The 14,408-nt window shown below is 36.4% G+C and carries 14 protein-coding genes and 1 tRNA gene; 9 read left to right on the top strand and 6 right to left on the bottom strand.

Annotated features, from left to right (window positions below; genetic code table 11):
* Positions 1-6 precede the first annotated feature (6 nt).
* A complete protein-coding gene (locus LBN07_04450) occupies positions 7-1,293 on the top strand; it encodes a hypothetical protein (protein ID MDR0850698.1) in 1,287 nt (428 codons plus the stop codon).
* 97 nt (positions 1,294-1,390) lie between these two features.
* Here LBN07_04450 and LBN07_04445 read toward each other — a convergent pair whose 3' ends face one another.
* Complete coding sequence (locus LBN07_04445) at positions 1,391-2,761, bottom strand: glycine--tRNA ligase (GenBank protein MDR0850697.1); 1,371 nt, start codon at positions 2,759-2,761, stop codon at positions 1,391-1,393.
* Between the two features lie 414 nt (positions 2,762-3,175).
* Between LBN07_04445 and LBN07_04440 the strand changes: the two genes are divergently transcribed.
* The 7 genes from LBN07_04440 (at position 3,176) to LBN07_04410 (ending at position 9,870) form a co-directional block, all read left to right on the top strand.
* Positions 3,176-4,783: a CTP synthase gene (locus LBN07_04440; protein MDR0850696.1), complete on the top strand. Its 1,608-nt coding sequence runs from the start codon at positions 3,176-3,178 to the stop codon at positions 4,781-4,783.
* A gap of 335 nt (positions 4,784-5,118) precedes the next feature.
* Positions 5,119-6,147: an HAD hydrolase family protein gene (locus LBN07_04435; protein MDR0850695.1), complete on the top strand. Its 1,029-nt coding sequence runs from the start codon at positions 5,119-5,121 to the stop codon at positions 6,145-6,147.
* Between the two features lie 53 nt (positions 6,148-6,200).
* A complete protein-coding gene (locus LBN07_04430) occupies positions 6,201-6,755 on the top strand; it encodes a hypothetical protein (GenBank protein MDR0850694.1) in 555 nt (184 codons plus the stop codon).
* Positions 6,724-7,899: a glycosyltransferase gene (locus tag LBN07_04425; protein ID MDR0850693.1), complete on the top strand. Its 1,176-nt coding sequence runs from the start codon at positions 6,724-6,726 to the stop codon at positions 7,897-7,899. The genes LBN07_04430 and LBN07_04425 overlap by 32 nt, the downstream gene beginning before the upstream one ends.
* Positions 7,900-7,944: 45 nt before the next feature.
* Positions 7,945-8,886: a hypothetical protein gene (locus LBN07_04420; protein MDR0850692.1), complete on the top strand. Its 942-nt coding sequence runs from the start codon at positions 7,945-7,947 to the stop codon at positions 8,884-8,886.
* 20 nt (positions 8,887-8,906) lie between these two features.
* Entirely contained in the window at positions 8,907-9,386 is a 480-nt protein-coding gene (locus tag LBN07_04415) for a hypothetical protein (GenBank protein MDR0850691.1), read from the top strand.
* A 1-nt stretch (position 9,387) separates the two neighbouring features.
* Positions 9,388-9,870: a hypothetical protein gene (locus LBN07_04410; GenBank protein ID MDR0850690.1), complete on the top strand. Its 483-nt coding sequence runs from the start codon at positions 9,388-9,390 to the stop codon at positions 9,868-9,870.
* A gap of 28 nt (positions 9,871-9,898) precedes the next feature.
* On the opposite strand, the gene LBN07_04405 is transcribed toward LBN07_04410, so the two are convergent.
* From LBN07_04405 to LBN07_04385, 5 genes are all read right to left on the bottom strand, one after another.
* The gene (locus LBN07_04405; protein MDR0850689.1) at positions 9,899-10,396 is read right to left on the bottom strand and encodes an NUDIX domain-containing protein; all 498 of its coding nucleotides are present in this window, start codon (positions 10,394-10,396) and stop codon (positions 9,899-9,901) included.
* A complete protein-coding gene (locus LBN07_04400) occupies positions 10,393-11,154 on the bottom strand; it encodes a 7-cyano-7-deazaguanine synthase (GenBank protein ID MDR0850688.1) in 762 nt (253 codons plus the stop codon). Before LBN07_04400 ends, LBN07_04405 begins: the two co-directional genes overlap by 4 nt.
* Positions 11,155-11,886 (bottom strand): thymidylate synthase, encoded by a 732-nt coding sequence (locus tag LBN07_04395; GenBank protein ID MDR0850687.1) that lies wholly within the window; start codon positions 11,884-11,886, stop codon positions 11,155-11,157.
* Positions 11,887-12,366: 480 nt separating this feature from the next.
* Positions 12,367-12,443 (bottom strand) — tRNA-Ile (locus LBN07_04390).
* A 297-nt stretch (positions 12,444-12,740) separates the two neighbouring features.
* A complete protein-coding gene (locus LBN07_04385; protein MDR0850686.1) occupies positions 12,741-13,070 on the bottom strand; it encodes a hypothetical protein in 330 nt (109 codons plus the stop codon).
* Between the two features lie 233 nt (positions 13,071-13,303).
* Here LBN07_04385 and LBN07_04380 point away from each other — a divergent pair, with 233 nt between their 5' ends.
* A complete protein-coding gene (locus tag LBN07_04380; GenBank protein ID MDR0850685.1) occupies positions 13,304-14,044 on the top strand; it encodes a GNAT family N-acetyltransferase in 741 nt (246 codons plus the stop codon).
* The last annotated feature ends 364 nt before the right edge of the window (positions 14,045-14,408 follow it).

The following is a 14,408-nucleotide window of genomic DNA, read 5'->3' as shown; positions in this document are numbered from 1 at the left end:
GCACATATGGAAAAGATAAAAACAAATAAAAAAATATACTTGCTCGTCCTTGTTCTTGCCCTGTGTCTGATATTCAGTGTCCTGTTGCTTTTAAGTCATCTGGCGACCTCTCAAAAACAAAGCCCGACCGTATCAAGCATTGAGGAAGCGGTATCCACAGCAAATCAGGTTTTTACTCCTCCCACGCCTACGCCAAACCAATCTGCCGAAATTGACATAGGCGGAACAATGTATCCTGTAACTTTTCTGGGCAGACTCGGAAACAATCTTCTGAGTGTGGATGCAGGCTTTGAAATTGAGATATTTGGCAGCACTATTATGTCGGCAAGTCAAACCGGAGTAGCCTCCTATAGATTTTCTCACTTTGAAATTTATAAGGGCAGCGGATATTACGTTTTAAGTAATGGTCTCGTTCTGGATGCAAGCTATATTAACACGCAAAGCGAAATAGAAATAGTAGGCGTTTATATCAACATCAGCACTATGACCGTAAATATACCCCGCGACTATCAGTCTATGGGAAGCTATGCAGTATATCTAAAAGATGATATAACAGAGGCTCTCACAAAAATGTATCCGACCGACGGTGACACCTTTGTGTTTGACACAGGCACAACAATAATTTTGCAGGCTTTGCCAAACCGATTTCACAGCTTTAGGGAGTTTAAGCAAAACTATAAAAGTGAGTTGATTGAAAATGACCGCACAAGACTTCAGATAAAGCTGCTGATTGACAGAGAGCTGACACTATACTTTGAAAAAATCATATATACTGTTCAGGAAACCATCGCACCCGCTTCACAGGAATTAGTTACCATAAGCACCGATACGATGAAACTCGGCGACGATGTGTTTATATCGGTTGACATAAGCTCATTTTATAAAATTAAAGACTTTAAAATCAACGGACTTTCGGTTAATCGAGAAACTTATGCAGGAGATGTGCGCTTTGCAGGAAATGTGGCCACAATTAAGATTACTGAGGATTGGTTGCAGGGCTACGGAAGCGTTTTGGATATTGAAGTTACAACCGAACTGAATGAGATTTTTCTCATAATAATCCTGTGTGTTTCTGTTACAATACCCTTCTTTGTAATGCTTTTAATAACTCTGATTGTTATTGGCAAGCACCAGCGCAAAGTGCTGCATGTTCAAATACAGGGAAAGCGAACAAAAGATCAGCGAATGAACACCGGTGACTTTGTGCGAGGACTTCAAGACGGTTCCATCGGCAGTCTTTCAGACAAAACCCTTCAAGAAAAAATAGACAAAATGAAACAGTATGAGGAATAGAAAAAACCACGCTATGCGTGGTTTTTTGTGCGATGTTGCTAAGATGCAAGGACATTCCCAAAAGATAGGCGGTGCCCAATCATGCTGTTTAATTTTGTTAAAACTCCATTTTATCTTCAATATACTTTTTGATTTCATCAATCTTTATTACTTCCTGTTTCATGGTATCTCTGTCTCTGATGGTGACGGTGCCGTTCTTCAGCGTTTCATCGTCAACCGTAATGCAGAAAGGTGTTCCCGAAACATCCTGCCTTCGATACCTCTTTCCTATACTTCCGGTGTCGTCAAAAGAAACCGGAAAACTTTTTGCGAGCTTAGAAAAAATTTCATCAGCTTTCTCGCTGTGATATTTCTTTACCAGCGGCAGAACTGCAACCTTATATGGCGCCAAAAACGGGTGGAAATTCATCACCTCTCTGGTTGTGCCGTCATCCAGCTTTTCCTCACGATAAGCCTCAAGCAAGAAAGCCAAAACCATTCGGTCGCATCCGACCGATGATTCGACAATATAAGGAATATACTTCTCGTTTGTATCAGAGTCAAAATACTCCATTGACTTTTTTGAAAATTCCTGATGGCGCGTCAGATCATAGTCGGTGCGGTTGTGCGTGCCCCACAGCTCGCTGAAACCCATAGGAAAGTTATAATAAATATCACACGCAGACTTTGCATAATGACTGAGCTTGTCGTGGTCATGAAACTTCAGATTTGATTTATTCATTCCCAAGCTGATCAAAAAGTCAAAGGCATATTTTTTGTAATAATCATAAAACTTTTCATCCGTTCCGTTTTTGCAAAACAGCTGATGCTCCATCTGCTCAAACTCAATTGTTCGGAATGTAAAGTTTCCCGGAGTAATTTCATTTCTGAAGGCCTTTCCAATCTGACCTATGCCAAAAGGTAGCTTGGCTCTCATCGAACGCTGAACATTCAAAAAGTTTACAAACTCACCCTGTGCTGTTTCGGGTCTAAGATATATAATGTTCTTGCTGTCTTCTGTCACACCCCTGCTGGTTTCAAACATAAGATTAAACTCTCTGATATCCGTAAAGTTTGTTCCTTTGCAGCGTGGACACTTGATTTTGTTGTCTTTTATATACTTCATCATTTGTTCGTTTGACAAAGCATCCGGATTAGCCGAAGCGTCAAATTCTTTTATCAGGTTATCCGCTCTGTGCCTTGTTTTGCAATCCTTGCAGTCAATTAATGGGTCGCTAAAAGAACTGACATGACCCGATGCTTCCCATATTCTGGGGTTCATCAATATTGCCGCGTCCACGCCGTAGCTATTTTTGCTCTCGGTTACAAATTTCTTCCACCATGCTCTTTTGACATTATTTTTTAGCTCAATCCCCAACGGACCATAGTCCCATGTATTTGCAAGTCCGTCATAAATCTCACTGCCCTGAAATATAAAGCCGTACTGTTTGCAAAGGCTCACCATTTTTTCCATATCAATTTTTTCCATTATTTAATTTCCGCCTTTATTAAAACATTATCGGGCTTGCCCGCCCGATAAATTCATATTAAATTTTACACTTATTAAAAAATAAAGTCAATGCTTTTAGTTTGGTTTAATGCAAATGTTTCTTTATTTTACTACTTATTATTTAGCCAAAAGCTTAAACTTAAATTCTTTTTCCATTTTTTCTTTTTTAAAAATTACAACACATCTAATATTTTCTTTAAACTAAAAAACTTTTTAAATCTCAGTCAATTTTATTGATTTTATCAACAAAATCATATAAAATAGTATGTGACAAAATTTTCACACAACAAGCAGCATGACCCTATCAAATCATGCTAAGATATCACCTTAAAACGCTTTTGGCAATAAAAATAACCTAAGGCGTTTTATGGTTTTTTAAAAAGGAGAAATTGTATGAAAAAGACAGGTTTGCCAAAATACATATTCATAACAGGAGGTGTGGTATCAGGCCTTGGCAAAGGTATTACCGCAGCGTCATTGGGAAGACTTCTTATTAACCGAGGACTTAAGGTTACCATACAAAAGCTTGACCCATATATCAATGTGGACCCCGGCACGATGAGCCCCTATCAGCACGGAGAGGTTTTTGTAACCGACGACGGTGCCGAAACGGACTTGGATATAGGACATTACGAGCGTTTCTTGGGCAGGTCTTTTTCAAAAGATTGCAATTATACAACCGGCAAAATTTACTCCAGCGTCATCGCAAAAGAAAGAGCCGGCGAATATCTTGGCAAGACCGTGCAGGTAGTGCCTCACATAACAAACGAAATTATTGACGCCATGAAAAGTGTGGCCGGCGGTGAGGACATAGTTATCGTTGAAGTGGGCGGCACCATAGGAGACATTGAAGGCATGGCATATATTGAAGCAATCCGTCAGTTTAGAAAAGAACTCGGCCCCAAAGGCAGCCTATCGGTGCATGTTACTCTTATTCCCTATCTGGATTGCAGCGGCGAAATTAAAACAAAGCCCACCCAAAACAGTGTACGAGACTTAAGCCGCATGGGTGTTACACCCGACATCGTTGTGTGCCGCACAAATGCAGATGTAATATTAGACAGCGAAACACGCGACAAAGTCGCCATGTTCTGCAATCTTGACAGCCCGTCGGATGTTATTCTAAATCAGGACTGCCGCAGTATATATGAAGTGCCCATTCTCTTAAAACAACAAAAGTTTGATGACATAGTTTTGAAAAAACTCGGACTTAAAGCCTCTAAAGACAGCCTTGGCACATGGAAAAAAATGGTGAAAAGTATGACCCAAAAACATGTAATCAAAACTATTGCTATCGTAGGAAAATACGTTGCTGTGCCTGATGCATATATCTCAGTCACCGAAGCGGTTAAACATGCAGGTCTTGCGTGTGGTGTTTCGGTAAGCGTCAAACTTATAGACAGTGAAGATATTGAAAAGCAAGGAGCCGAAAAGCTGCTAAGCGGCACAAACGCCATTATCATTCCGGGCGGATTTGGAAACCGCGGCATTGAAGGAAAAATTATGGCAGCACAATATGCCCGCAAAAACAAAATCCCCTTCCTCGGTCTATGTCTGGGTATGCAAATTGCCGTAATTGAATTTGCACGTAATATGGCAAACCTACCCGGTGCCAATTCATCAGAGTTTGCGCCTGAAACTCCATACCCCGTTATTGATATAATGAAAAGCCAAAAGGATATTTCTAAAAAAGGCGGCACAATGCGTTTGGGGCTTTACAACTGCAAACTTACACCTAAGACAAAGGCCGCTGAGCTTTATGGCGCAGATGTCATAAAAGAGCGTCACCGCCACAGATTTGAGTTTAACAACAAGTTTAAATCATCTCTTGAAAAAGCTGGTCTCACAATAGCTGGCATAAATGAAGAAAACAATCTTGTTGAAATAATAGAGCTTAATGATCACCCCTATTATGTGGCCTCTCAGTTTCATCCCGAATTTCTGTCAAGGCCTTATACCCCTCACCCGCTCTTTAGGGGGCTTATAAAAGCAACCATATAAAACCAAGTCTTTGTTGCTCCGCAATAAAACTTCGTCTCTGTAGGATGATATAGCCCTGTTACTGCGGAATTACTTTTTAATTTATTCTATCCATAGTAAAATTACTACTATTATCTTATGGCAAGTCTGACACCTATTGACACTTAATAGCACAGTTTTAGGCGGTAATATGGTTGCGATTTTTATAATATATGATATAATAACATTGAGGTAAAAAATGGCAGGTAAAAGATATATTCCCTTAGATGAACTTAAAGGCGAAAAAAAACTTAAACTAGCACGTACACTTTCGCAGATTAAGGTGTTTTTAATTGACATTGATGGTACTTTAAGAAATGATGACAACATTATTGAAAAAAAATACTCTTGTAAAAATAAAAGAAGCCCGAAAAGCCGGCATTGAATGCGTTATGTCAACAGGGCGCTCTCGGGCTTATCCTGAAAAATGGTATACCCAACTCGGAACAAGCAGATATATAATATCTTCCGGAGGCAGCGAGGTTTATGATTGTAAAACTAAAGAAATTTTACAGGACTTTCCTCTTGACACCCAGATTGCAAAAATTCTTTATAATGTTGCCGCAAAGTATAACTCACTTACTCCGCAAGAGCGCGAAAGAATTTCGCCTTTGTACGCTGCGGATAATTTAAGAGATACTGGGCTGCGCATAAGATTTGTAGGCAACGGGGAAAATGCAACCACTATACTAAAAGATCCAAAAGAAGAAAGTTTATTGGGTAAAGATGGTGACAAAATAACATTTTGTAATGAGACAAATGTAGTAAAAGACGGCAAAATTATATTTGATGGTACAACAGTAAAAGTATTTGACCCCGAAGAGTTTTTTAATAACACTCCTATAATACAGATGATGGTAGGTAGTAACAACCGCTTTGTATGGAAATACATGTTAGATAAAATCTGGCCGGCTGATGAAAGAGCGGTAACCCCCAACGACAAAATGAAAAGACACAACGACAATCCAAAGGCAATCACATTACCTTTTTATGCAAAAGCTCTTGTTGATGAAACTGCCAATCGCGGGAACATGGTAGCCGATGTCCAAGTTGAAAATACCAATAAAGGTGAAGCAGCAAAGTTTTTATATAATCTTTTAGACAAACCCCAAATGGCTATGATAGGGGACGCCAACAATGATGTGGAAATGGCTGAGGTCTTGCGTGAACTAAACGGAATTTCATTTGCTGTAGGAAACACCAAAGATGAATCATTGCTTAATGCTGTTGATTTTAAACTTGATGCAACAGCCACCGATGGCGCTGTTGGCTTTGCAATTTCTGAAATGCTTAAAGCGCGAGAATATATGCAAGAATATAATATTCAACAGTATGCCGCCCGTTAAGTTTAATTGACTGCAGACGTACATATCTAAAGTTTAATTAAGGAAAATAAACCATGAAAAAAATGATTATTTTAGAAGGTTTGCCCGGCGTTGGTAAAACTACCCTTTTGCAAAAAATAAAAGAAAGAAATATTAAAAATATTTTTATCTCCAACGAGTTAATTCATCCTTTAGTTACAAGCGGAAAGCCGACTACTGAAGATTTTATGCAAAATGACGATATGAAAATGCAGGGCGGAAATTGCGATTTTGCGGTTGTAGACAGAGGTCCTATCAGCACCTTATCTTATAACCAAACAAAAAGAATTGTTGATTTAGCTTATAAGTTTAACCTAAGTATTTTATCAAATTGGTTTAGTAGATATATACCAATACTTCAAAGTGAAAAAATTGCTGTTTATTATCTTATAAACAGCAGTTCAGACTATTATTTGCGGCGCAATAAAAATTCTGATCCGCACGGAACGGTTGAAAATCAGAAATTGATGGAAAACATATCATTATTTAATTGTAAAAAATATGTTAAAAACTTAATAATAAAAAGCTATAACCATAAAAACATAGCGGAGGTTGCAGATGAAATTATTAATCAACTTATGCGCCCATGACGGAATAATAAGTTATTATGCCGGTGTAGGCACTATTGTAAAGGGCTATGTAAAACTTTTTTATAAATATTGCAATTCTTTAAATTGTGAATACAAAATCAATTTATTTACACCCGAATATAATACAAATAGTTTTGGATACAGCAAAACAATACATATTGAACATTTAAACTTAAAAAATGTTGAAATATTCCTTATCTCAAACGGAACAAACGGACAAACAGGTTTCGGCAATGTACCAGAATGGCAGAATCTTGTTAACAATACAGCAAAAGTTATAAATAAAATTGACATAAGCTGTTTTGATAAAGTAATTACCGTTTGCAATGACGGACCTTTTGCAAAACTCCCGGAAATAATAAAGCCGGCTGTTAATCATAAAAAAATATGGATACCCCATTCATCACATGCAGCCTCACCGGGCAGCTTAAAGCTGAAATGGGAACAAGAAGCGATTGATTTTATAAATAATGACAATCTGTCGTTTTTAGGGGCTAATAGTGAGTTTATGGGACGTCATATGTTGGATGAATTTAGTATAAAAAAACACAAAATTTTACCGATTACCTGCGGCGAAGTGTTAGATTCAAAAGAACCTGTTATTTATGGAAAACCATTCGCAGAACTGTTTAAACAAATTGAAAACTATGATGCAATGGTATTTGCTTTTGGCAGAGCGGAAGAATATAAAAATCTTGAAGCTGCACTACTTTTAAAAAAGGAATTAAACTTACCCTCAGTTGTTATCGCCCGAAGCTATAGCACAGACCAGCCGATACTAAACACATACAGGCAGCTTGCAGCAAAAACCGAAGCCACTTTATTTATAGACCCTCCGGATAATTTTTCTAAATATATTTTACAGAACTTTAAAAAGAAAGTGATTATGCTTATTCCCTCTAAAAGAGAGCCCTTTGGGCTTATAATAAACGAAATACGAAGATTAAACCGAAACAATATTCTTATTGTTGCAAACGACATTGGCGGACTAAGCGAACAAATTGACGATACTAAAGACGGCGTTTTGGTAAACTTAGACAATTTACAAGAGAGTGCATTAAAAATTTTAAAATATTTTAACGATAAAGACATGCATAGAATGAATTTACAAGCTCAAATTACATTAAAAAAAGATATGATTTAGAAAAAAATGTTACAAACTTTCTAAATATATTATTGGAGATATAATATGAATAAGTTATTGCCCGAATTACAAGATTTAATACCAATAACACAAGAAAGGGTCACCTTTTCTGACTGCGGCTTTAATAAGCCTTTTAACCAATTAAGCTTTGAAGTTAAGTTAAAAGTAATTAACGACATAGTACGGCAGTCAATGCTGTTTGATTCCTACCCCGACCCTAGTTGTGATACCGAACAACTTATTGGTGATTGCCATACGGTAGCTCTTGCAAGTATTGAGTATATGAATTACTTGGGAATAGGCACTAATTACAGATATGTCATGTGCGGACCAAGACCTTTTGACCCAGAAGATATTGTAAGCAGGCATGGTGCGGTGCTTGTAGATGACGAACATGGAAACACATATTTTTATGACGCAACTCCACTTGTAGGATACGGCTACGGAAAGGTTGCCCCTTTAACACAAGATATGGTATACTGTAGTTATGAAAAAATTGAAGGGGAAAGTTTTAAATTCTTACATTTAATAAGAGACTTTCTGTACCAAAAATCATGTAATGCTGTAAAAGAAAAAGATATTCCGCAATATTTAGAGGTATTAAACGGCGCTCTAAATTATTCGGTATTAAACGGTTATCTAGCTTTTTGTTATGAAGAATTAGCCTCAATTATTAAGAGCGAAAATAACAACTTACTTAAAAGTGAACTTGAAACAAAAGCATATACACTAAATCCTTACAGTCACTGTAATCCAAACTACACATTAAAAAAACAAGAGAAAGAAAGTTTAAAATTGCAGCAGATTGAAACCTGGAAAGATGAACTTTCGGTATTAACACAAAACAACTCAGATTGGCAAAAGCAACTGCAACTGGCTCAAAACATTATGGGTGAATTTAAAACAATCGATAACCACTATGAAGTGATATTTGATGTTGAAGGCTGCAACAAAAGCATTTCCAGCTTAACCCCAAGATTTTTTTAGAAAACAACTTAAATGTTGTAATGATTAAGCCTTCTGCTTACCTTCTTAATGTCCAATCGGAAATCAGAAACAGATTCTTTGGCGGCGGATTAAGTTCTATATTAGAATACCCTACCAATTTAGGAGCCGAAAGAGATTTAACAAAAATAAAACCAATGCCATTTTCACACTCAATCGGTCTTGAATGTGAAAGGTCTATGACAGGTCCTGCAGATGTTATTATGCTAAGAGAGGATCTTAAAAAATTAAAAACCATAAAACACAAAGCACGCAAAGAACTTGGAGAGGAAAATTACTATAAAGAATTTGATTGGTTTGACGGAGAACCGCTGGAGTTTCTGCCATATACAACAAACTTGGTTCATTCAACCGATGACCCAAGTGAAGCAAGTTTACATTTTCTTATCAGTTACCCCGAGCACCAGGTTATGACACGATTTATGTACCCTAACCCGGCTTTAGCAAAAGAATCAGAACAAAATTTTGAAAGGAGTGAATAATATGACGGAATACGAATATAGTTTTCGGGTAAAAAGTTTAAAACCTTATATCGACTATTGTATAAAAAATAATTATACGTTAAAGAGCAATAACAAACAGGAAGGTATGGTTTACAGAAAGCGGAATAAAACCCTTGCACGCGTTATGATAAACACAATGCCGGACGGCAATGTAACAAAAAAGATAGACTTTAAAGATGAGGATTTCTCAACTGCAGTTTTAAAAGAACGCCGTGAATCTTTGCCGTTAAATTTTACTGATGAAGATGCAATTAAATCAATCTTGGAGTTTTTAGGATATAAAAAATATAAATCATTTATAAGAACCAGAACCGTTTACACAAAAAGCAATACGGTATTTGAATTAGATTTTTATGAGCAATCTAAAAATCAGGTTATAGCCATAGAAGGATTAAAAACGGAAGTTGACGCGGTTTATAAAGAAATTAAAAATATTGAAAACGAAAATAAAGACAGCTTTTAAGCTGTCCCTATTTTTTATAAAACTAAATTTATTTCCCGTCGGGACAATGCTCTTTATAAGCTTTAAGTATGGTCTGTAAACTTATACTGTGCCTAAATTTAATATTTTTAATATCATTTAAACTCACCCATTCCGGCATATCATTGGTATACGTTTTTTCACTTTTTGCAATTTTTCTATTGCTAAGTTCACCAAATAACTGACTATGTGTAAAATACAATTGCACCGACTGATTGGGTTTTGCATCTTTGTCCCGTTTAAAAAAGGTTGTGGCCTGATATATAATTTTGTCGGGCATAATGGTTAAACCGGTTTCTTCTTTAACTTCTCTAACAAGCGCTTCTTCTATCATTTCACCTTTTTCAACACTTCCGCCAATTAAACTGTAGCCGTCCCACTGATGCGTTAATAAAATTTTATTGTCTTTTATTATTACCGCATAAACTCCAACCCTAATATTTAAATCTTCTGCTGGTACTTTATACTGGTTACCAAATACGTCTTTACAAATTATAGTTTTCTTCATTGTTTTTCCCCTTTTTTATAATATTTAGCTTTATCTTTTATATTTGCGTTTTTAAAACCCAACTGCCGCTGTTCACAAGCATAACACTCTCCACAATGATACAATTTACCATCAACCTTTACCGGTGTCCAACAAGTCATTGTGTGTTCATCAGGAAAGTTATTGGCATGTGCCCACATAATTTCATCATGCTTGCCAAATAGTTTGTCACTGATTTCTGGATCAACATTTATAGATAAAATGTTCCACTCCGGTTCTTTTGTCATTTCACATATAGCCAATGTGTTTATTCTATGAACGGTTATATTTGCTCTGTCAGTTGCTAAAAATCCGGTACAGATCGTCTTAACATCTTCGCCCAAAGATGCAGCATATTGGGCTGCAAACATAATCATAATAAAATCACGCATAGGGTAGCGGCGTGTTTTTGAATATTCTTGTAATTGCTCTTTAATTTCTTTTGGCGGAATAGTAATTGCCGGGATTAATACATCATGAAACTTACCTTTACCAAATTCTTTTCTTAAGTACTTGGTATAAAATTCAATTGAAGACAGTTCCCCTTCTCTGTTTCTTGCCCCGCGGTCTATATATACCGGATACAACTCCATACCATAATCCTTAATTAATCTTGCAGCGGTTACTATCGAATCATACCCTCCGGAAACTAACATTACCGCCTTTTTGCTTTCGGGTATTTTTGATATCCAGCCACGCTTTTTTAACAATTCATTGCTATATGCTAATAACGAACTCATTTATATATCCCTTTCATTTTTATAATCAAAATGTATATTCTGCGCATTTTCATAAGCATTTTCGTAAATGTGAATATCTGTAACAAGCCCGTCAAGACGGCCGCATTCAAGCTTAACCTTTAATTTTTCTTCCAGTTTATTACGAACCAAATCACCAAGCATAGAAACTACTGTCAAGTCGCCTGCCCCCTTCTGAAAACCGTCCCAAGAACGCATAAATAAAGTTAAGTCAACATATTTTTTATTCAATCTTGTGTTAACTCTAAACTGCAGAGCTGTTATACACGGCAAATAATCATTCCACGGGCTGGTTAAAACAGCATTATAATCTTCATAGGTCGGAAACACCATAACAGCTTTCTTCGACTCAGGTATTTTAGAAAGACGCCCTACTACAAATTCAATCATTTTGCCTTCTTCAATCCTTTTTTTATAACTTTTTGCACCATTGCGAAACGAAGGTTTAATATCAAAATCCACCATTACATCCGATTCAAATACAACTTTCTTCATGGCGTCAATCTTTTTTTTGTCACCGTATTTTTCAATCAGTATATCTTGCGAATTGGCAACTCCGGCAGCAAACCGTAAATTTCTTACAGCAAACCGCCCCCTGTTTTCATCCATTTCATAAGCACCATTTTTTAAAACAGTTTCTACTAAATTAAGCCATAACTCACCGATACTGTCTCCATATATAGAAAATCCTACGTTTTCAACTTTTGTTATCATACTTACCTCTTTGATATATATAATCGCATTTTTGATTTTAAAAAATCTTATTTCAAACTAACAACTTAATTATAGCAATTGCTATAAAAACATAATCGGCAAGGCTGGTAGAATATTAAGGCATGATGATGTAGAGGAAAATGCGTATTCATTTTTAATAACCCATTATTCGGGTAAATTCATTGAAGAGTGCAATGACTTTTTAGATAGTGTAGCCCTTCAACATAATTATCAAATAAGGCGGCTTGGAACATTAAGCCATGCAGAAAAAGCAACAAATGAATAAAACTTTAATTTGACACCTATTGACACCTAATAGCACAGTATTGGGCAGTTTTAAGTAGTCTCAAACCGATAATTTGAAAGCTGCAATTATTGGTTCTTTTTTACTGGAAAATAGCCCAAAAAATGTTAGGTGTCAATAGGTGTCAAAAATTTAGCACGCAAGACATGAAAAAAGCCCGTAAACACGGGCTTTTTTGGTTGGACTGAGTGGACTCGAACCACCGACCCCTGCCTTATCAGGGCAGTGCTCTAACCAGCTGAGCTACAGTCCATTATCGGAGTATTTTGAATTTTAGCATAAAATCTTTGTTATGTCAACCTTTGCCGCCGAAAAAGTGAATAAAAATTGAACTGCGCATTAAGCTTACTTTAAAAAAATCATTACACAAAACTTATATAAAAATTTTGATAAAATGGCAAAAGTAATAATAAATCAAAAGATTGGCCAAGATGTGATAGAAAGCAACCAAAAAGATTATGGCGTGTAAAACACTACCTCTCTGTGGATGGTCGTGTATTATTACTTCTTAATAAAAAAGGCACATCCAAAGTGTGTCTTTTTTAATTCTTTACATCATTAACTTGGGCACATATTTTTCAACAATCTTAATGGCCTCAGCAAAATCATCAAAATAAACATTGGTCGGGATAACACCTTTCTTTGGATATAGAATGCAACAGTTGTTCATACACGCGTATGCCCTGACATCAACAAACGACAGAAACGCTGCCTTTGTCCCGAAGAGCGCCTTTTCTTCTATCCAAATTCCCTTTTCTGTTATGGCATATTTATACGGAAACTCTGTATAGGTTTGGTTTTTAAAAATACTTGTTGATATCATCTTGCCTTCCTTCAGCACTTCTTCGGCCTTCACATCAAAAACTACTTCTTTTCCCATAAACACTACCTCCTTAGAAGATTCTCTTAAATTCTTCTTTACAAAATTATAACACAACCTTTTAACAACCGCAACAAAAACCCTATAAAATCGTATATTTTGGGGCAAAAATGACCTTTCACTCACAGTTTCACGCATAATTTCACGCACAAGTGGAAAATCAAAAACAAAAATCGGTGGTGTTTGCTTTCATTTTGCTTTGAGTTACGCAAAACTTATGCTATTATCGTTTTATGGAATACATAACAATAACCGCCGACAATTTGGCGAATGAACATTTGTGTTGTGCGATTGCAGACAAAAAACATCAATGCGGTGTTGACACAAAAAGACAATGGCTTGCCGAGCGAATTAAAGAAGGACACATTTTTCACAAGTTGAATGAGCGTGGCAAAGTGTTTATTGAATATGCACCGCTTGAAAAAGCGTGGGTTTCTGCCTGCGGCAAAAATTATATGTTCATATATTGCCATTGGGTTTCGGGCAGTTTCAAGGGCAAAGGGATTGGCAAAGAACTTTTGGACTATTGCATAAATGACAGCAAGAAAAAAGGCAAATCGGGCATTTGTGTAATTGTAGGAAAAACAAAAAAGCCATTTTTGACGGACAAAGCATTTATGACAAAGTTTGGTTTTAAGGTTGTTGATACTATTGACGATTATGAATTGCTTGCATTGTCGTTTGACGGCACAAATCCACACTTTACAGAGAATGCACACAAACAAAGCATAGCAAGTAAAGATTTAACGATTTACTATGGTTTACAATGTCCGTATATACCGAATTGTATAGCCGAGATTGAAACATTTTGCAAGGCAAACAAAATTCCTTTAAGTCTTGTTAAAATTGATACATTGGAAAAAGCAAAGTCTTGCCCTTGTGTTTTTAATAATTGGGCGGTTTTTCATAACGGCAAATACCTAACAAATCATTTACTTAATGAAAGTTATTTGAAAAAATTTTTGAACATTTAAGGTTTTCGGCTCAGAGGCGTTCAATATTTGTTGATTATGGGAAAGTTTATTTCGTCTTCTTTTTCTTGCAAGGTGTCAAGTAATGTTTCGAAAAACTATTTTCAACACCAAGAAAATGTTCAAAATATACAAAAAAATATAAACTTCCTGATTAGCAAAAGGTTCATGTACATCATGTGTTATGGAGAATATAACGCTCTGCTATTATTCTCAATCAAAAAAACCGCTTTACGCGGTTTGTTTTTTGGTGGAGCGTGTGGTTTTAAAAACGAACCCAACATTGATTAAGGTCGGTGTCGTTTGTTATGCTGAAAAAACCATCACGCTACCTTCTAGCCAAAAACTGCTTTAAGCAGTTTTTTTG

This window comes from Christensenellaceae bacterium, from assembly GCA_031260975.1.
Classification (GTDB): Bacteria; Bacillota; Clostridia; order Christensenellales; family UBA1242; genus JAISKJ01.
Note: the sequence above shows the minus strand (reverse complement) of the source record. Positions and strands in the feature narration are given on the sequence as shown.